Below are 15,136 nucleotides of genomic sequence, written 5' to 3' on the forward strand. Positions count from 1 at the left end.
GCGCCATCACCCCCGCCTCGTCCGCGGCAGCACGGCCCACGCCACGCGGTTCCAGTGGCCGAGCGCCGCGGACTTGCCGCCGCCGACCAAGAACTCATGCCGGTGCACCGCCCCGCTCGAAGGCTCGTAGACCAAGAACCCGTCACCGTCCACGCCCACTAGCAGCACCACGTGCCGCGGCACCACCGAGTCCAGCCCCCTCGCGGAGTCGCCCGAGACATACAACGGCACCGGGATCCCGTCCGCCAAGGCCGCCCGTGCATGCGCGGCCAGCGCGGCCACCTCGTCGGCGCGTGAATCGTCCACCAGGGCGCCGCGAAAGCGCAGCCCGGCGAACCGGGTCTCATTGTTGACGCGCCACGGCGGCGTCCCATAAGTCTGCGGCCACGGGGCAACACCAAGGCCCCGGCGAGTCACAGCATCGTGAATCGCGAGCTGCAAAGCATCCCACCTGTCGGCGACAGTATGAAGAACACGGGTGCGCACCTCGGCAGCCAACACCTCCGGAGGCATGTAGGCACCGCCTCTGCGACCCGTCGCGACCCACAACGCCACCAAGGGGTCGCCCATCACGAGCATCATGGCCATTGATGCCGCGCCGCAGGTGGTCGCGCTCACTTGCGTAGCGGTCACCCTGCTCCACGTCACGGGACCAGCATCGCGGCGCGTCAAAGGGTCACGTACCAGCGCCTTCGCGTCAGCGTCGAGTGTCGACCACGCCGCCGCCAAGATCGCCACGGCATCGAGAGGTGCACCGCTCGCGATGGCTCGCTCCACCACCGGTGCGTCGTTGCCGAGTTCCGACAGCGCAGCCTCGAGCGCCTTGCGGTCCGCAGGCGAAGCGACCTCAAGCCGCCTCGCGCACACCCTGGCAAAGACGTCGGGGTGATCGGGTGCCGCCGCCACTAGAGCGTCGGCGCGGCCCGTGGCCGCTGTGGAGACAAACGCTCGCCGCCCACCCAGCGCACGTCCAGCGCGCGCCGCGAGGGCCACCAGCGTCCACGCCACCTACGTGGCCGTCCCGATCCGATCCAGCACGATGGGCCCGCGACCCTCACCGGACTTCGAGATCGCCACGGCACCCTGTCCGTCGCAAGCCTCCGCAAGAGCCGCCTTGGCCCGGGCGAAGCGCCCCGCGGTCTCCGTGTTCAAGGTCATGATGACGTCGCCCTTGCGGACGCTCTCACCGAGGGTCTTGTGCAGGAACACACCGGCCGACGCTTGGACAGGGTCCTCCTTGCGGGCCCGGCCAGCGCCGAGTCGCCACGCGGCCACGCCAACACCCATGGCATCCATGCGCGTGATGACGCCGTCGGACTCTGCCCGCACCTCTTCGGTGTGAGGAGCCTCCGGCATCGCCGCATCGGGGTCTCCGCCTTGTGCGGAAATCATGCGACGCCACGCGTCCATCGCGCGGCCGTCCTTGAGCGCCTCGGCGGGGTCGACGTCGGTGATGCCAGCGCCTGCGAGCATCTCGCGGGCGAGCACCACAGTGAGCTCGACCACGTCCGCCGGCCCGCCGCCGGCGAGCACCTCCACCGACTCGGTCACCTCGAGGCCGTTGCCGATGCCCCTGCCAAGTGGCGTGGACATGTCGGTGAGCAGCGCCGACGTGGTGACTCCAGCGTCGGCGCCAAGGTCGACCATCGTGGTGGCGAGTTCGCGCGCCATGTCGAGGTCCTTCATGAACGCGCCGGTGCCCACCTTGACGTCGAGCACCAACACGCCGGTGCCCTCCGCGATCTTCTTGGACATGATGGAGCTGGCGATCAACGGGATCGCCTCGACCGTTCCCGTCACGTCGCGCAAGGCGTAGAGCTTCTTGTCGGCAGGAGCCAGACCGGAGCCCGCAGCACAGATCACGGCGCCTACCGATCGCAACTGCTCGTACATCTCCTCGTTGCTCAGAGACGCACGCCACCCGGGGATCGACTCCAACTTGTCCAGAGTGCCGCCCGTGTGGCCGAGGCCTCGCCCGGAGAGCTGTGGCACCGCGACTCCGCATGCCGCCACCAAGGGGGCCAACGGAAGGGTGATCTTGTCGCCCACACCGCCGGTCGAGTGCTTGTCCGCAGTGGGCATGGGCAACCCGGAGAAGTCGAGCCGCTCGCCGCTGGCAATCATCGCCTTGGTCCACCGCGCGATCTCCGCCCGGTTCATCCCGCGCTGCAGAATCGCCATGGCGAGCGAGCTCATCTGCTCATCCGCCACCACGCCGCGCGTGTACGCGTCCACCACCCAGTCGATCTGGTCGGCGCTCAGGCGCCCTCCGTCTCGCTTGGTGACAATCACGTCAACGGCGTCAAAGGGTTCTGTCACTGAGAGTCCTCCAGGTGCTGCGGACCGAAGGCCCACGGCAGGATGTCGTTCATGGTCAAGGTTCCGTCGGGGCCGTCAATCAACAGCGTCTCACCGCCGAATTCGTACAGCAACTGACGGCATCGTCCGCACGGCTGGAGCGGTGCACCCTCGCTGTCAACGCAAGCGAACGCCACGAGCCTGCTGCCGAGGGCGTCGGTGTGGAGCTTCGACACGAGCGCACACTCGGCACACAGGGTCAGGCCGTAGGACGCGTTCTCTACATTGGCACCGGTGACGATGTTGCCAGTGTCGGTCAGCGCCGCTGCGCCCACCGGGTACTTGGAGTACGGAACGTAGGCCCGCGCGTTCGCGGCTCGCGCCGCGGCGCGCAGGGCGTCCCAATCGATGTCAGTCATGAATCACTTCTTGTAGGGGATGTTCTCTGCTGCCGGCGGGCGGGACTTCCCCACCAGTCCAGCCACCGCAAAGATGGTGGCCAGGTACGGCAGCATCGCGAGGAACTCGCTGGGAATCGCGGAGCCGATGACACCCAACTGGATGCGCAGCGAGTCCGCAAAGCCGAACAGCAGGGCCGCCAGCAGCGCACCCTTCGGGTTCCAACGACCAAGGATCATCGCGGCTAGCGCAATATAGCCCTTTCCAGACGTCATCTCCTTGGAGAACGCGAGGCCAGAGGCGACCGTGAAGAACGCGCCGCCGAGACCAGCGATCGCTCCACCGAGGATGGTGTTGCGCACGCGGGTGCGGTTGACCTTGATGCCCACCGTGTCGGCGGCCTTCGGGTGCTCGCCGACGGCGCGGACGCGCAGGCCCCAACGCGACTTGAACAGCATGATCTGGAACACGACCACGATCGCGTACATGACGTACACGAGCGCGTTCTGATCGAAAAGCACCGGACCAAGGATCGGGATTTCCGAAAGCAACGGGATGGGCAGGCTCTGCATCATGACGCCGCCTTGGGCGCCGATCTGCGCACCTGCCTGGTTGAGGTCAGGGTTGTCGCTCAGCACCGTGGAGAACAGGAAGCTCGTGATGCCGATGACCAGCACGTTGAGCACCACGCCCACCACGATCTGGTCCACCCAGTACCGCACGGCGAAGAGCGCCAGCAGAGCTCCCACAAACGCGCCAGCGATGGGCGCGGCCGCCATGCCGATGTAGGCATTGTTGGTCGCAGACGCGACCACCGCGGCAAGGAAGGCCCCGCCGAGCAACTGCCCCTCGATCGCGATGTTCACCACGCCGGAGCGTTCGCACAGCGTGCCAGCCATCGCACCGAACACGAGCGGAACCGCCAGGAAGACTCCGGAGACGAGCATGCCGGTCAGGGCCACGTTGGTGTTGCCGCGCCCCGCCCCAGCCCACGTGAGCAGCGAACCCATAAAGGCCAGCCCGACGGCGATGGGCATCCACACGCCCACAGACTTCTCGCGCAGAAGCGCCCAGGCCTGGTAGCCAGCCAGGGCGAACAGGATCACCGCAAGAGTGAGGGTCACCGGCTGCGACGGCACCGAGAAGTTGGGCACCTGGAGCGCGTCGTCCGACTGGGAAACCGAGAAGCTCGTGTGATCGCCACGGTCAACGCCAAGCCCAAAAGCGAGAAGGCTGACCAGAGCGATGACGGCGTAGCCGATGACGGCCTTCCACTTGCTCAACTGCGACCGCAGTGACGTAGTGGTACCGGTGTGCACTGACGCGCTGACGGCGGTCATGCGGTCACCTCCTTCACGAGGCGGGGCTCAGGCAGGCGGAACAGGAACCTCACCAGCGGCGGTGCGGCGATGAACAGCACGATGACGGATTGGATCACCAACACGATGTCGATAGGCAGTCCCGCTTGCACCTGAAGCGTCGGGCCAGAGGCGCGCAAACCGCCAAACAGGATTCCGGCAGCGACGATGCCTGCCGGACGAGACCTGCCGAGAAGCGCCACAGTGATCGCATCAAAGCCGATCGAACCAGCGATGCCAGTGGTGAGGGCCTTCTCGGTGCCCAACACTTGAGTGCCACCTGCCAGTCCTGCCAGGGTTCCGGCAATGACCATCACGAGCACATACGTGACCTTGACGTTCATGCCCGCGATCGTGGCGGCCGACGGATTCGCGCCCACCGCGCGGAAGGTGAAGCCCCACGTGGAACGCTCCATGAGCCACCACACGCCCCACGCGGCCAACAGCGCCGCGATGAAGCCCCAGTGCAGGCCGAACGAGTCGCCCAGCAGGGATGGCCACTGCGCGTTTTCCTCGATCGGCGGCGACTTGGGGTTGCCGGAACCTGGCAACTGCCACGACTCGAGGCTGAGCAGCCAGGCCAGCAAATACAGGCCGACGTAGTTGAGCATGATCGTGACGATCACCTCGTGTGCGCCCGTCGTCGCCTTGAGCACACCGGGGATGAAGCCCCACAGAGCGCCGCCCAAGACCGCGCCGACGATGGCGAGGGCCAAGTGCAGACCCACCGGCAAGTCAAACGAGAAGCCGATGAAGCCAGCGATGATCGCGCCGAGGATGACCTGACCTTGAGCACCGATGTTGAACAGCCCGGCACGGAAGCCGACGCCCAGGCCAAGGCCTGCGAAAATCAACGGCGCAGAGAACGTGAGCGAGTTGGTCAGCGGCTTGATGGCCGCAGAGAACGACTCGGCCTGCAAGTTGTAGATGGAGCCCTGGAACATAGCCACGTAAGCATCGGCAATGGCCGTCCACGCTGCCGACAGCAAGTCGGATGGACGCGAGAAGAAGTAGCCCGCCGAGTCCTGGACAGCCTCGTCGGCGAACACCACGAGTACCGCGCCCACCACCAACGCCGCCACGAACGCGAAGAAGACGACGAGCCCGTTCGACTCCACGACGGACCGCAGTAGTGACCGCTGGTTGTCGCCGAAGCCCTTGTCCTGCGGTCCTTCCTTTGTCTCCCCTGCGGCGCTCATGCGACTTCCTCCTGGTGGGCTCCGGCCATCATGAGGCCGAGCGTCTTGCGGTCAGTGCTGGGCGGCACCACGCCCACGATCTTTCCGTGATACATCACGGCGACCCTGTCGGCGAGTGCGACGACCTCGTCCAGTTCGGACGACACGATGAGCACCGCGACTCCCTTGTCGCGTTCGGCAACAATCTGCTGGTGGACAAATTCGATCGAGCCAATGTCGAGGCCGCGTGTCGGCTGTGAAGCGATGAGGAGTTTGAGGTCCCGCGACAACTCTCGCGCGAGCACCACCTTCTGCTGGTTTCCGCCCGACAGCGACCCAGCGGTCGCCTTTGACGAGGTGGTACGGACGTCAAACTGCGTGATCTTGTCCTTGGCATTCGACTCAACGGCGTCCACATCGATGCTGCCGCGCGTCGAGAAGCGATCGTCGTTGATGAGGTCGAGTACCAGGTTGTTCTCAATGGTGAAGGTCGACACCACACCATCGGTGGTGCGGTCTTCGGGCACAAAGCCGATGCCTGCAGCGAGCGAGTCCCTAATCGAGCGCCCCAGTACCTGCTTGCCGTCAAGAGTGATGGAGCCAGCGGTGGCGTCGATCGCGCCAAGAATCGCCTCAGCCAGTTCGGTCTGCCCGTTGCCCTGGACACCGGCGACGGCCAGGATCTCTCCCGCGCGGACCTCAAGCGAAACGTCGTCAAGCGTCGTATAGCCGGCCTCGTTCACAGCACTCAGCCCGCGCACGTCGAGCACGACGTCGCCTGGCTTGGCCTCGGTCTTGTCCACGGCCATCGTCACATCGCGTCCGACCATCATGGTCGCGAGTTCCGCCTGACTTGCGGTGGGCTTCGCAGTGCCAACGACCTTGCCGAGCCGAATCACCGTGATGGTGTCGGCCACCGCCTGGACCTCGCGCAGCTTGTGGGTAATGAGGACAACGGCGGTGCCCGAGTCGCGCAGTTGGCTGATGATGTCGAGCAACTCGTCGGTCTCCTGCGGCGTGAGCACTGCGGTGGGTTCGTCGAGAATCAGCACGTCGGCATCGCGCGACAGCGCCTTGATGATCTCGACCCGCTGCTGCGCTCCCACCGACAGGTCCTCAATGAGGGCATCGGGATCCACGTTGAACCCGAAGCGCTCGGAAATCTCGAGCACTCGCTTGCGAGCTGCCTCGATGTCCAGCAGTCGGTTAGGGCCCAACTGCTCGTGGCCCAGCATGACGTTCTCCGCCACGGTGAACGGATGGATCAGCATGAAGTGCTGGTGCACCATGCCGATCCCCGCGCGCATGGCGTCGCCAGGTCCCGCGAAATGGACGACCTTGTCATCCACCAGGATCTCGCCGCCATCGGCGTCATACAAACCGAATAGAACGTTCATGAGCGTCGACTTGCCTGCGCCGTTTTCGCCCAGGAGGGCGTGCACGGTGCCAGGCTCGACCGTGAGGTCGATTCGGTCGTTCGCCACGAAGTCACCGAACTTCTTGGTGATGCCTCGCAACTCGAGTTTCACGTCGAGACCCTTCTGTCTTGGCGCGTCGGCGGCTTCGTTGCTGCCGACATGCACAGTGAAGCACGAGGGGCGTGCCACGGGGTAACCGCGGCACGCCCCTGGTGCGACTTATCGCTGCACTACCGTGCTGAATTAGCCACCAGTGTTGGGCGTGATGTCGCCCGCGATGATGCCGTCGGTGAGCTCCTGGAGCTTCGCCTCGACCTCAGCGGTAACCGCGCCGTCAGCGAACGGTGCAAGGCCAACGCCGCCGTTCTCGAGCGTGCCCGAGTAGGGCTCGAACGAGATGCCGGAGTCAGAGACGCCCTCGCTGATCGTGTCGTACACCGCATTGCTGATGTTCTTCAGGATCGACGTGTAGATGAGGTCCGAGTACTCGGGGAACGTGACGGTCCAGTCGGCGTCAACGCCGACGATCCAGGTGTTGCCAGCCGCCTGTGCTGCGGCTGCTGCGCCGCCGCCCACGGGGCCCGCCACTGGCAGGATGATGTCCGCGCCCTGGTCGATGAAGCCCTGTGCAGTGGTCTGGCCCTTTGCCAGGTCGCTGAAGTCACCGGTGAAGGCGCCGTCGCTACCGTCCCAACCCAGGACGGACACTGCAGTGCCGTTCTCTTCGTTGAACGCGTTGGCACCCGCGAGGAAGCCGTCCATGAAGATGGTCACTGACGGGAACGCCATGCCACCGAAGGTGGCGATGGTGCCGGACTCAGAAGACGACGCTGCGGCGTAGCCAGCGAGGTAAGCGGCCTGGTCCGTCTGGAACGTCAGCGGCTTGATGTTCGGGGCGTCGGTGGTGCCGTCGAAGTCGTTGTCTGCCCAGTCGTCAACAATCGCGAACGAGACGTCGGGGTTGGCAAGAGCGGCCTCAACGGTCGCGGCTGACAGCGCGAAACCGACCGTGATGATCAGGTCGCAATCGGCGGCAACCATGGCCTCGATGTTCGGTCCGTACTGGTCTTCGCCGTTCGACTCTGCCGTGGCGGTGTCGATGCCGAGGTCGGCAGCAGCCTGCTCAAGGCCCTCGAAGCCCGACTGGTTGAAGGAGCCGTCGTCGAAGCCGCCCTCGTCGGAGACCATGCAGGCCTTGTAGTCGACGGTCTCAACCGGTGCGGAATCCGTTGCCGAGGTCGTGGGGTCTGCCTCGTCCTCTGGGGCGCTGGAGCACGCGGCGAGCGCGAGCGCCGACACTGCGGCGATAGCGCCGATGCGCAAGGTGTTCTTCATGAGATGTTTCCTCAATTCTGCGGCCTGTTCCACGCCAGGCCTGTGCGTTCATCCCATGCTACGCGGGAAATGTTGCGCGCTTGCGTGGGAATGTTGCCATTCGGCAACGAATCGGTCACAACCGCTGGTTCGCGACCATATTTGACGCTTCCTTGACCTGCTGAGCAGCTGCTCTTGTGGTCACCAGCAGCGCATCGCCAGAGTCCACGACCACGGCGTCGGGGATGCCGATAATCACGACAGGCCTGCTACCGCCTACCACCACGGCGCGCGGCGCGTCTCGCACGGCCGTGACATCCCCCCTGTCCACCGCGACAACGCCGTCGGCGCGGGGCGTGAGCATGCTCGCGAGCGAGTCGAAGTCGCCGACGTCGTTCCAGTCAAGGTCGGCCGGAACCACCGCGACACCACCCTGCGCCGCAACGGGTTCGGCGATGGCGTGATCGATAGCGATCTTGGTGATGGTCGGCCACCACTGTGCCAAGGCGTCGTCGCGTCCTGGCCCGTCCCAGGCGTCGGCAAGGGCCGTGACTCCTGCCGCAATGGCTGGCTGAAGCCTCTCAAGGTGCCCCAGCAGCACGTCAGTGCGCATGACGAACATGCCCGCGTTCCAGAAGTAGCGCCCCGTCGCGATGAAGGCCGCCGCGGTATGGGCGTCTGGCTTCTCGGTGAAGGCGGCGACATCGCGAGCGGTCACCCCCAGACCCTCCCCCGCCTCGATATAGCCGAACGCTTCCGACGGGCCCGTCGGTTCGATGCCGATGGTCACGATCTTGCCCGTGCGAGCCACCTCGACGGCCTCGCGCACCGCCGCCTCAAATGCCAAGGGCTTGCGAATCACCTGATCGGCCGCAAACGAACCCATCACGATGGGGCCATGCCTGCGCTCAAGGATCGCGGCCGCGAGCGCAATGGCGGCCATGGAGTCGCGGGGGCTCGGCTCGGCCACCAGGTCGGACTCTGTCAGCGTCGGCAACTGCTCGCCGACGGCCGCGACATGGCGCACGCCCGTGACCACCATCGTGAACTCGGCCAGTGGCTCGACGCGATCGACCGTGGCCTGCAGCAATGTCCGTCCCTCACCCAAGAGGTCGAGCAGGAACTTGGGCCGGTCTGGGCTCGACAGGGGCCACAGGCGAGAACCCACGCCTCCTGCGGGGATCACCGCAGCGAAACCCTTGATCGCGGCGGCGTCTGGAGAAGGTGCACTCATGTGGGAAGTCTAGGATGGTAGGCATTCGCCTCGAAGTCCCACCCAAGGAGAACGCCGTGTCGTCGACGCCGACGCTCTACCGCGGCCACGAGGGCATGTGGATGTGGATCGTCCATCGTGCTACCGGCGTGGCCATCTTCTTCTTCCTGCTTGTGCACGTGCTGGACACCGCCTTGGTGCGGGTCTCTCCCGAGGCCTACAACGACGTGATCGGAAGCTACAAGACCCCGCTGTACGGACTGGTCGAGGCCGGACTCGTCGCCGCGATCATCCTGCACGCGTTCAATGGCCTGCGCATCGTCGCTGTCGACAAGTGGACGTGGGCGCTTCGCCACCAGAAGTTCCTGGTGTGGGTGGTGTGGGGCATCTTCGTGGTGCTCATGGCAGGGTTCTTGCCCCGCCACCTCGGCAACGTCTTTGGGGGCGAGTGATGGCCGCGCCACAACTTAGCCAGCCGTTGCCGTCGACGCGCAAGCGGCTCACGCCAGCTCACCGGTGGTGGTGGCTGTTCCAACGCATCTCCGGCGTGGTGCTGGTCGTGCTGATCTTCACGCACCTGTTTGTGAACCTGATCCTCGGCGACGGCGTGAACCAGATCGACTTCGCCTTTGTGGCCGGCAAGTGGGCCGCGTGGTACTGGCAGTGGATCGACTTCACCATGCTCGTGCTGGCCATGTTGCACGGCGCCAACGGAATGTCGTACCTCATCAGCGACTACGCGCGTACCAAGCGCAGTCGCGTCGTGTTGAACTCCCTGCTCGGCACCGCGACCGCCGTGATCATCGTGCTCGGCACCCTTGTGATCTTTACGTTTGACGCTTGTCCCCAAGATGCAGATCCCGATCTGCTCCCCAGCTTCTGTTCCGAGGTAGATAGATGACCGACCACGAATACGACGTCGTCATTGTTGGCGCCGGCGGCGCTGGAATGCGCGCCGCGCTCGAAAGCTCTCAGCGTGCCCGCACTGCTGTACTCACCAAGCTCTACCCCACGCGATCCCACACGGGTGCCGCCCAGGGCGGCATGGCTGCGGCCCTGTCCAACGTGGAGGACGACAACGCCGAGTGGCACGTCTTCGACACCATCAAGGGCGGCGACTACCTCGTCGACCAAGACGCCGCGGAGATCCTCTGCAACGAGGCCGTCGACGCGGTGCTCGACTTGGAGAAGATGGGCCTGCCCTTCAACCGGACGGAAGAGGGCACGATCGACCAGCGCCGCTTCGGTGGCCACACCCGCAACCACGGCGAGGCCGCCGTGCGCCGCGCCTGCTACTCCGCCGACCGCACGGGACACATGATTCTGCAGACGCTGTACCAACAGTGCGTCAAGCAGAAGGTCGAGTTCTTCAACGAGTACTACGTGCTCGACCTGCTGCTGACTGAGAACCCTCAAAGCGCGGCGCCAGGTACCGAAGTGGCCGCGGCAGGCGTGGTCGCCTACGAACTCGCCACCGGTGAGATCCACACCTTCCGTGCCAAGTCCGTCATCTTTGCCACCGGTGGTGCAGGAAAGGTCTTCAAGACCACCTCCAACGCCCACACCCTCACCGGCGACGGCATGGGGATCGCGCTGCGCGCCGGGCTGCCGCTTGAGGACATGGAGTTCTTCCAGTTCCACCCGACCGGCCTTGCCGGGCTTGGCATCCTGCTGTCGGAGGCCGCGCGCGGTGAGGGCGGCATCCTGCGCAACTCCACCGGTGAGCGCTTCATGGAGCGCTATGCCCCCACCATCAAGGACTTGGCGCCGCGCGACATGGTGGCGCGCGCCATGGCCAACGAGGTGCGCGAGGGCCGCGGTTGCGGGCCCCACAAGGACTACGTGCTGCTCGACTTGACCCACCTCGAGCCGGCACACATCGACGCCAAACTGCCCGACATCACCGAGTTCGCGCGCACCTACCTTGGTGTCGAGCCGTACACCGAGCCGGTGCCCGTCTTCCCCACCGCCCACTACGCGATGGGCGGCATCCCTACCAACGTCACCGGCCAGGTGCTGCGCAATAACACCGACGTCGTAGCCGGGCTCTACGCCGCAGGCGAGTGCGCATGCGTGTCGGTTCACGGGGCCAACCGTCTCGGCACCAACTCCCTGCTCGACATCAACGTGTTCGGTCGCCGCGCGGGAATTGCCGCCGCCGAGTACGCGGTGGCCACGGCGTCGGCGCCTGCCTTGCCGGACGACGCGATGGCTGGCGTTGCAGGAATGGTCGAGAAGCTCAGGTCTTCCGTCTCGAGCGGAGGCACCGAGACCGTCGCGGGACTGCGCAAGGAACTGCAAGAGACGATGGACCGCAACGTCCAGGTGTTCCGCACCTCCGAGTCGTTGGCAGAGGCCGCCGCCCTGATTGCGGACCTCAAGGCCCGCTACGAGAACATCGCGATTCATGATCGCGGACAGAAGTACAACACCGACCTTCTCGAGGCCGTCGAACTGAGCTTCCTGATCGAACTCGCCCAGGTGGTCGTCGCCGGAGCCCACGCGCGCGAGGAGAGCCGTGGCGGGCACTACCGCGAGGACTTCCCCACCCGTGATGACGAGAACTTCATGCGTCACACCATGGCCTACGCCTCGAGCGAGGGGGTGCGTTTGGATTACAAACCGGTGGTCATCACCAAGTACCAGCCGATGGAACGGAAGTACTGACATGACGACTGTGGAAGAGACCCCCACGGAGGTGGGAGGGGTGCCGGTCATGCAGGTCACGCTGCGCATCAAGCGCATGAACCCCGAAGGTGTTGGCGACCACGCGCCCGGTGAGGACTATTGGGAAGAGTTCCACATCGAGGCGCACGCCACCGACGGCGTGCTCGACGCTCTGCACAAGATCAAGTGGGAGCAGGACGGCTCGCTCGCCTTCAGGCGCTCCTGCGCCCACGGCGTGTGCGGCTCTGACGCCATGCGCATCAACGCCCGCAACCGCCTGGCCTGCAAGACGCTGCTCAAGGATCTGAACCCCTCCAAGCCCATCCTCGTGGAGCCCATCGCTGGTCTGCCCGTCGAGAAGGACCTGATCGTGGACATGGAGCCGTTCTTCGCCTCCTACCGCGAGATCATGCCGTTCCTCATGACCACTGGGCCAACGCCTGAACGCGAACGCCTGCAGTCCCCTGAGGAGCGCGCGCGCTTTGACGACACCACCAAGTGCATCATGTGCGCCGCGTGCACCACGGCCTGCCCAGTGTTCTGGACCGACGGCCAGTACTTTGGCCCGCAAGCCATCGTGGGCGCCCACCGGTTCATCTTCGACAGCCGTGACGAGGGCCAGTGGGACCGCCTCGAGATCCTCAACGACAAGGCGGGCGTGTGGAAGTGCCGCACCGCATTCAACTGCACCGAAGCATGCCCGCGAGGTATTGAGGTCACCAAGGCGATCTCCGAGGTCAAGCGGGCGCTCAACACCGGCGAGATCTAGGCGCTGCGCGCCCACGGGTGTGGGCAGCAGCCACTAGGCGGGCGTCCTCACGGTCGCTCGGCGTGTGGTCACGCGTGGCTTGCGGCCGCGCCTGCCGACTCGCGTCCTCACCTTCAACGGTGCGGACGCGGCGGGCTCCGTCACGTGGACGCGCTGTGCGCCCAACCATGCGGCGGCCATGAGGATCGCGCGCGTGGTGAAGTCAACGAAGATGAGCAGCGTGATGACCGCGGCAATCGGGCCAAGCACAGGGTTGTCGGCGGCAGAGCCCACCAGCGCGGAGCTCGCGAGCCTCAAGATGCCGATGACCACCGCAGTCGCGAACAGCACCGGCATGACCTTGCGCCTTGACCCTCGCGCGCGCCCCAGCACGACGAGCACCATCGCCACAAAGAGCATGTCAATCACAAGGCCCACCAAGAGCGCCGGTGCGCGGAGCAGCCACTCGCTCACCGTGCCGTCTCCTATCAGGCCAACGATCCATTCGGCCGCCCGCGACGCGATGACCTGTACCACGATGCCCGTCAATGCGATGAGCGCGATGCCCACCAGAGCGATGAAGTCCCGCAGTTTGCCCTGGAAAGGGTTACCGCCTTCGCGGCCCAGCATCGACACGGTTGCGGCGCGCAGGCCCCCGATGAACCGCGCGGCGCGATTGGCACCCAAGAACAGAGCGAGCAAGCCCACCAGCCCCGTCACAGGGGTCGCCAACTTGTCGGACTCCGACACGAGCGCGTCGTCGCCTTGACCCACCACGCCGGGAACGGTGTCCGACAACACGTCAAAGACCGCCTCGCGCACGCCGGGGATGTAGTCGGCAAGCATGGAGACGATGGTGGCGCCGATCACGAGTCCGGCGGCGATCGAAATCAGGGAGTAATAGGCGATGCCGCCCGCCAGCACGTTGCCGTTGCGGTCGCCGTAGCGCACCATCATGCGCCCTGGGTGACTCTCGTCAAAGCGCGACTTGAGTCGCTTTCCCTTTGCGGCCAGGCTCTTGACCCTCGCTTTCACGGACGAGTTGTCCGGCATGGGCCCTCCTCGGATCGGTTAGCGACGCTTGAGCGGCAGCAGGCCAACGCGATCGTAAATGCGTTCCAAGGTGGCCGCAGCAATCACTGAGGCCTTCTCGGCGCCCTTAGCCAATACTGAGTCCAACCGCTCGGGGGACTCGATCCATTCCAAGGCCGCCTCCCGCACAGGGGTGAGCGCCGCAACCACGACGTCGGCCAGGTCGACCTTGAGGTGCCCATACATCTTGCCCTCGTAGTCGGCGACGATGTCGGCGACGGGGCGCTCGGTCAGGGCCGAGTAGATGGTCAGAAGGTTCGAGATGCCCGCCTTGTTCTCCCTGTCAAAGCTGATCACCGTGTCGGTATCGGTCACGGCCGACTTGATGCGCTTCGCGATCACCTTGGGGTCATCGAGGATGTCGATGACGCCGTTGAGGCTCGAGGCCGACTTGGACATCTTCGACGTCGGCTCTTGGAGGTCATAGATCTTCGCGACCTCCTTGACGATGTGCGGCTCAGGGACGTTCACCGTGCCATCGCCTAGCCGCGTGTTGAGACGCTGGGCAAGGTCCCGCGACAACTCGAGGTGCTGGCGCTGATCTTCGCCCACTGGCACCACGTCCGTGTCGTACAACAGGATGTCGGCGGCCATCAGCACGGGGTACGTAAACAGGCCGACGTTGGTGCCAGACTCCCCGACCTTCGCGGACTTGTCCTTGAATTGGGTCATGCGGCCGGCCTCACCCATGCCTGTGAAGGTCGACAGAATCCAGGTCAGCTCCGCGTGCTGAGACACGTGGGACTGCACAAACAGAATGGATTGCTCGGGGTCGACGCCCGCGGCCAGGAACTGCGCGGCGGTGACTCGCGTGCGCTGCTTGAGCACCGCGGGGTCCGGCGCGACCGTGAGCGCGTGCAAGTCGACCACCGAGTAGATCGCCTCGCGGCCTTCCTGCAAAGCCACCCACTGCACCAACGCGCCAAGGTAGTTGCCGAGGTGCAAGGAGCCGGAGGTCGGCTGCATGGCCGAGAAGACGCGCTGAGTCATGGGGACATTGTTCCAAACTCTGGAAGCGCCGCCGACGCTCTGGCTGGGACTACGTCGCTTCGTCGTCAAAAGGCGCCGTCGCGGAGGCGGCGAGGACGTCCTGTTCACCCGACGCCGAGCGCCTATCCCTGCGCGAGCCCACTGCCGCCGTGCCAACCGCTCCGGTAGCGACGGCAGCGACGGACGCCGTTCCCGCCGCAGGGGTGGCGTCGTCGTCTTCGAAGAGCGCCTCACGCACAATGGTGCGCGGGTCGTACTGACGAGGATCGAGACTCTGCCAGTCGACGTCATCGCCGAACTCCGTGCGCAGCGCACTCTGTCCATCACGCAGTGCGCCGCGAGCGCGCTTGACCAGGGAGCGCAGGCCACGCACGTACTCGGGCAGACGATCGGGCCCCACCAGGATCACGGCAATGACCGCGATCACCAGGAACTCGGTCCCGTTGATGTCGAACATGCCT

15 protein-coding genes are annotated in these 15,136 nt (G+C 65.5%); 4 read left to right on the forward strand and 11 right to left on the reverse strand.

The features are described 5' to 3' along the window. Positions 1-6: 6 nt before the first annotated feature. The 8 genes from LGT36_RS08270 to LGT36_RS08305 form a co-directional block, all read right to left on the reverse strand. On the reverse strand, positions 7-1,008 hold the full coding sequence (locus LGT36_RS08270; protein WP_226095815.1) for a hypothetical protein: 1,002 nt from the start codon (positions 1,006-1,008) through the stop codon (positions 7-9). Next, positions 1,009-2,319: a thymidine phosphorylase gene (locus tag LGT36_RS08275; RefSeq protein WP_226095814.1), complete on the reverse strand. Its 1,311-nt coding sequence runs from the start codon at positions 2,317-2,319 to the stop codon at positions 1,009-1,011. Further along, positions 2,316-2,717, reverse strand: a complete 402-nt coding sequence (locus LGT36_RS08280) for a cytidine deaminase (RefSeq protein WP_226095812.1) — start codon at positions 2,715-2,717, stop codon at positions 2,316-2,318. Before LGT36_RS08280 ends, LGT36_RS08275 begins: the two co-directional genes overlap by 4 nt. A 3-nt stretch (positions 2,718-2,720) precedes the next feature. Next, entirely contained in the window at positions 2,721-4,037 is a 1,317-nt protein-coding gene (locus LGT36_RS08285) for an ABC transporter permease (RefSeq protein ID WP_226095811.1), read from the reverse strand. Continuing rightward, positions 4,034-5,254 (reverse strand): ABC transporter permease, encoded by a 1,221-nt coding sequence (locus LGT36_RS08290; RefSeq protein WP_226095810.1) that lies wholly within the window; start codon positions 5,252-5,254, stop codon positions 4,034-4,036. Before LGT36_RS08290 ends, LGT36_RS08285 begins: the two co-directional genes overlap by 4 nt. After that, positions 5,251-6,762 carry an ABC transporter ATP-binding protein gene (locus tag LGT36_RS08295; RefSeq protein WP_226095819.1) on the reverse strand — a complete coding sequence of 504 codons (1,512 nt, stop codon included), beginning with the start codon at positions 6,760-6,762 and terminating at the stop codon, positions 5,251-5,253. Before LGT36_RS08295 ends, LGT36_RS08290 begins: the two co-directional genes overlap by 4 nt. A gap of 132 nt (positions 6,763-6,894) precedes the next feature. Next, positions 6,895-7,986, reverse strand: a complete 1,092-nt coding sequence (locus LGT36_RS08300) for a BMP family protein (RefSeq protein WP_226095809.1) — start codon at positions 7,984-7,986, stop codon at positions 6,895-6,897. A gap of 115 nt (positions 7,987-8,101) precedes the next feature. Beyond that, the gene (locus LGT36_RS08305; RefSeq protein WP_226095808.1) at positions 8,102-9,199 is read right to left on the reverse strand and encodes a mannose-1-phosphate guanylyltransferase; all 1,098 of its coding nucleotides are present in this window, start codon (positions 9,197-9,199) and stop codon (positions 8,102-8,104) included. A gap of 14 nt (positions 9,200-9,213) precedes the next feature. Here LGT36_RS08305 and sdhC point away from each other — a divergent pair, with 14 nt between their 5' ends. From sdhC to LGT36_RS08325, 4 genes are read left to right on the forward strand one after another with little or no spacing between them, the layout of a single operon-like run. Further along, positions 9,214-9,630: a succinate dehydrogenase, cytochrome b556 subunit gene (sdhC, locus tag LGT36_RS08310; protein WP_226095807.1), complete on the forward strand. Its 417-nt coding sequence runs from the start codon at positions 9,214-9,216 to the stop codon at positions 9,628-9,630. Beyond that, positions 9,630-10,079 carry a succinate dehydrogenase hydrophobic membrane anchor subunit gene (locus LGT36_RS08315; protein ID WP_226095806.1) on the forward strand — a complete coding sequence of 150 codons (450 nt, stop codon included), beginning with the start codon at positions 9,630-9,632 and terminating at the stop codon, positions 10,077-10,079. Before sdhC ends, LGT36_RS08315 begins: the two co-directional genes overlap by 1 nt. Next, entirely contained in the window at positions 10,076-11,845 is a 1,770-nt protein-coding gene (sdhA, locus tag LGT36_RS08320; RefSeq protein WP_226095805.1) for a succinate dehydrogenase flavoprotein subunit, read from the forward strand. The genes LGT36_RS08315 and sdhA overlap by 4 nt, the downstream gene beginning before the upstream one ends. A gap of 1 nt (position 11,846) precedes the next feature. Further along, positions 11,847-12,614: a succinate dehydrogenase iron-sulfur subunit gene (locus LGT36_RS08325; protein WP_226264394.1), complete on the forward strand. Its 768-nt coding sequence runs from the start codon at positions 11,847-11,849 to the stop codon at positions 12,612-12,614. A 33-nt stretch (positions 12,615-12,647) separates the two neighbouring features. Here LGT36_RS08325 and LGT36_RS08330 read toward each other — a convergent pair whose 3' ends face one another. From LGT36_RS08330 to LGT36_RS08340, 3 genes are read right to left on the reverse strand one after another with little or no spacing between them, the layout of a single operon-like run. Then, entirely contained in the window at positions 12,648-13,646 is a 999-nt protein-coding gene (locus tag LGT36_RS08330) for a YihY/virulence factor BrkB family protein (RefSeq protein WP_226264395.1), read from the reverse strand. 18 nt (positions 13,647-13,664) lie between these two features. Further along, positions 13,665-14,675: a tryptophan--tRNA ligase gene (trpS, locus tag LGT36_RS08335; RefSeq protein ID WP_226095582.1), complete on the reverse strand. Its 1,011-nt coding sequence runs from the start codon at positions 14,673-14,675 to the stop codon at positions 13,665-13,667. A gap of 49 nt (positions 14,676-14,724) precedes the next feature. Further along, positions 14,725-15,132, reverse strand: coding sequence for a twin-arginine translocase TatA/TatE family subunit (locus tag LGT36_RS08340; RefSeq protein WP_226095581.1), 408 nt, complete (start codon positions 15,130-15,132; stop codon positions 14,725-14,727). Positions 15,133-15,136 lie beyond the last annotated feature (4 nt).

It is taken from the genome of Demequina sp. TMPB413 (genome assembly GCF_020447105.2).
Classification (GTDB): Bacteria; Actinomycetota; Actinomycetes; order Actinomycetales; family Demequinaceae; genus Demequina.

Bases quoted from the DNA above. Each gene is read 5' to 3' on its own strand.
- LGT36_RS08340 (WP_226095581.1), bottom strand. From the start codon at position 15,132: ATGTTCGACATCAACGGGACCGAGTTCCTGGTGATCGCGGTCATTGCC.
- LGT36_RS08330 (WP_226264395.1), bottom strand. From the start codon at position 13,646: ATGCCGGACAACTCGTCCGTGAAAGCGAGGGTCAAGAGCCTGGCCGCA.
- sdhC (WP_226095807.1), top strand. From the start codon at position 9,214: ATGGTAGGCATTCGCCTCGAAGTCCCACCCAAGGAGAACGCCGTGTCG.
- LGT36_RS08305 (WP_226095808.1), bottom strand. From the start codon at position 9,199: ATGAGTGCACCTTCTCCAGACGCCGCCGCGATCAAGGGTTTCGCTGCG.
- LGT36_RS08285 (WP_226095811.1), bottom strand. From the start codon at position 4,037: ATGACCGCCGTCAGCGCGTCAGTGCACACCGGTACCACTACGTCACTG.
- LGT36_RS08315 (WP_226095806.1), top strand. From the start codon at position 9,630: ATGGCCGCGCCACAACTTAGCCAGCCGTTGCCGTCGACGCGCAAGCGG.
- LGT36_RS08325 (WP_226264394.1), top strand. From the start codon at position 11,847: ATGACGACTGTGGAAGAGACCCCCACGGAGGTGGGAGGGGTGCCGGTC.
- LGT36_RS08300 (WP_226095809.1), bottom strand. From the start codon at position 7,986: ATGAAGAACACCTTGCGCATCGGCGCTATCGCCGCAGTGTCGGCGCTC.
- LGT36_RS08280 (WP_226095812.1), bottom strand. From the start codon at position 2,717: ATGACTGACATCGATTGGGACGCCCTGCGCGCCGCGGCGCGAGCCGCG.
- trpS (WP_226095582.1), bottom strand. From the start codon at position 14,675: ATGACTCAGCGCGTCTTCTCGGCCATGCAGCCGACCTCCGGCTCCTTG.
- sdhA (WP_226095805.1), top strand. From the start codon at position 10,076: ATGACCGACCACGAATACGACGTCGTCATTGTTGGCGCCGGCGGCGCT.
- LGT36_RS08290 (WP_226095810.1), bottom strand. From the start codon at position 5,254: ATGAGCGCCGCAGGGGAGACAAAGGAAGGACCGCAGGACAAGGGCTTC.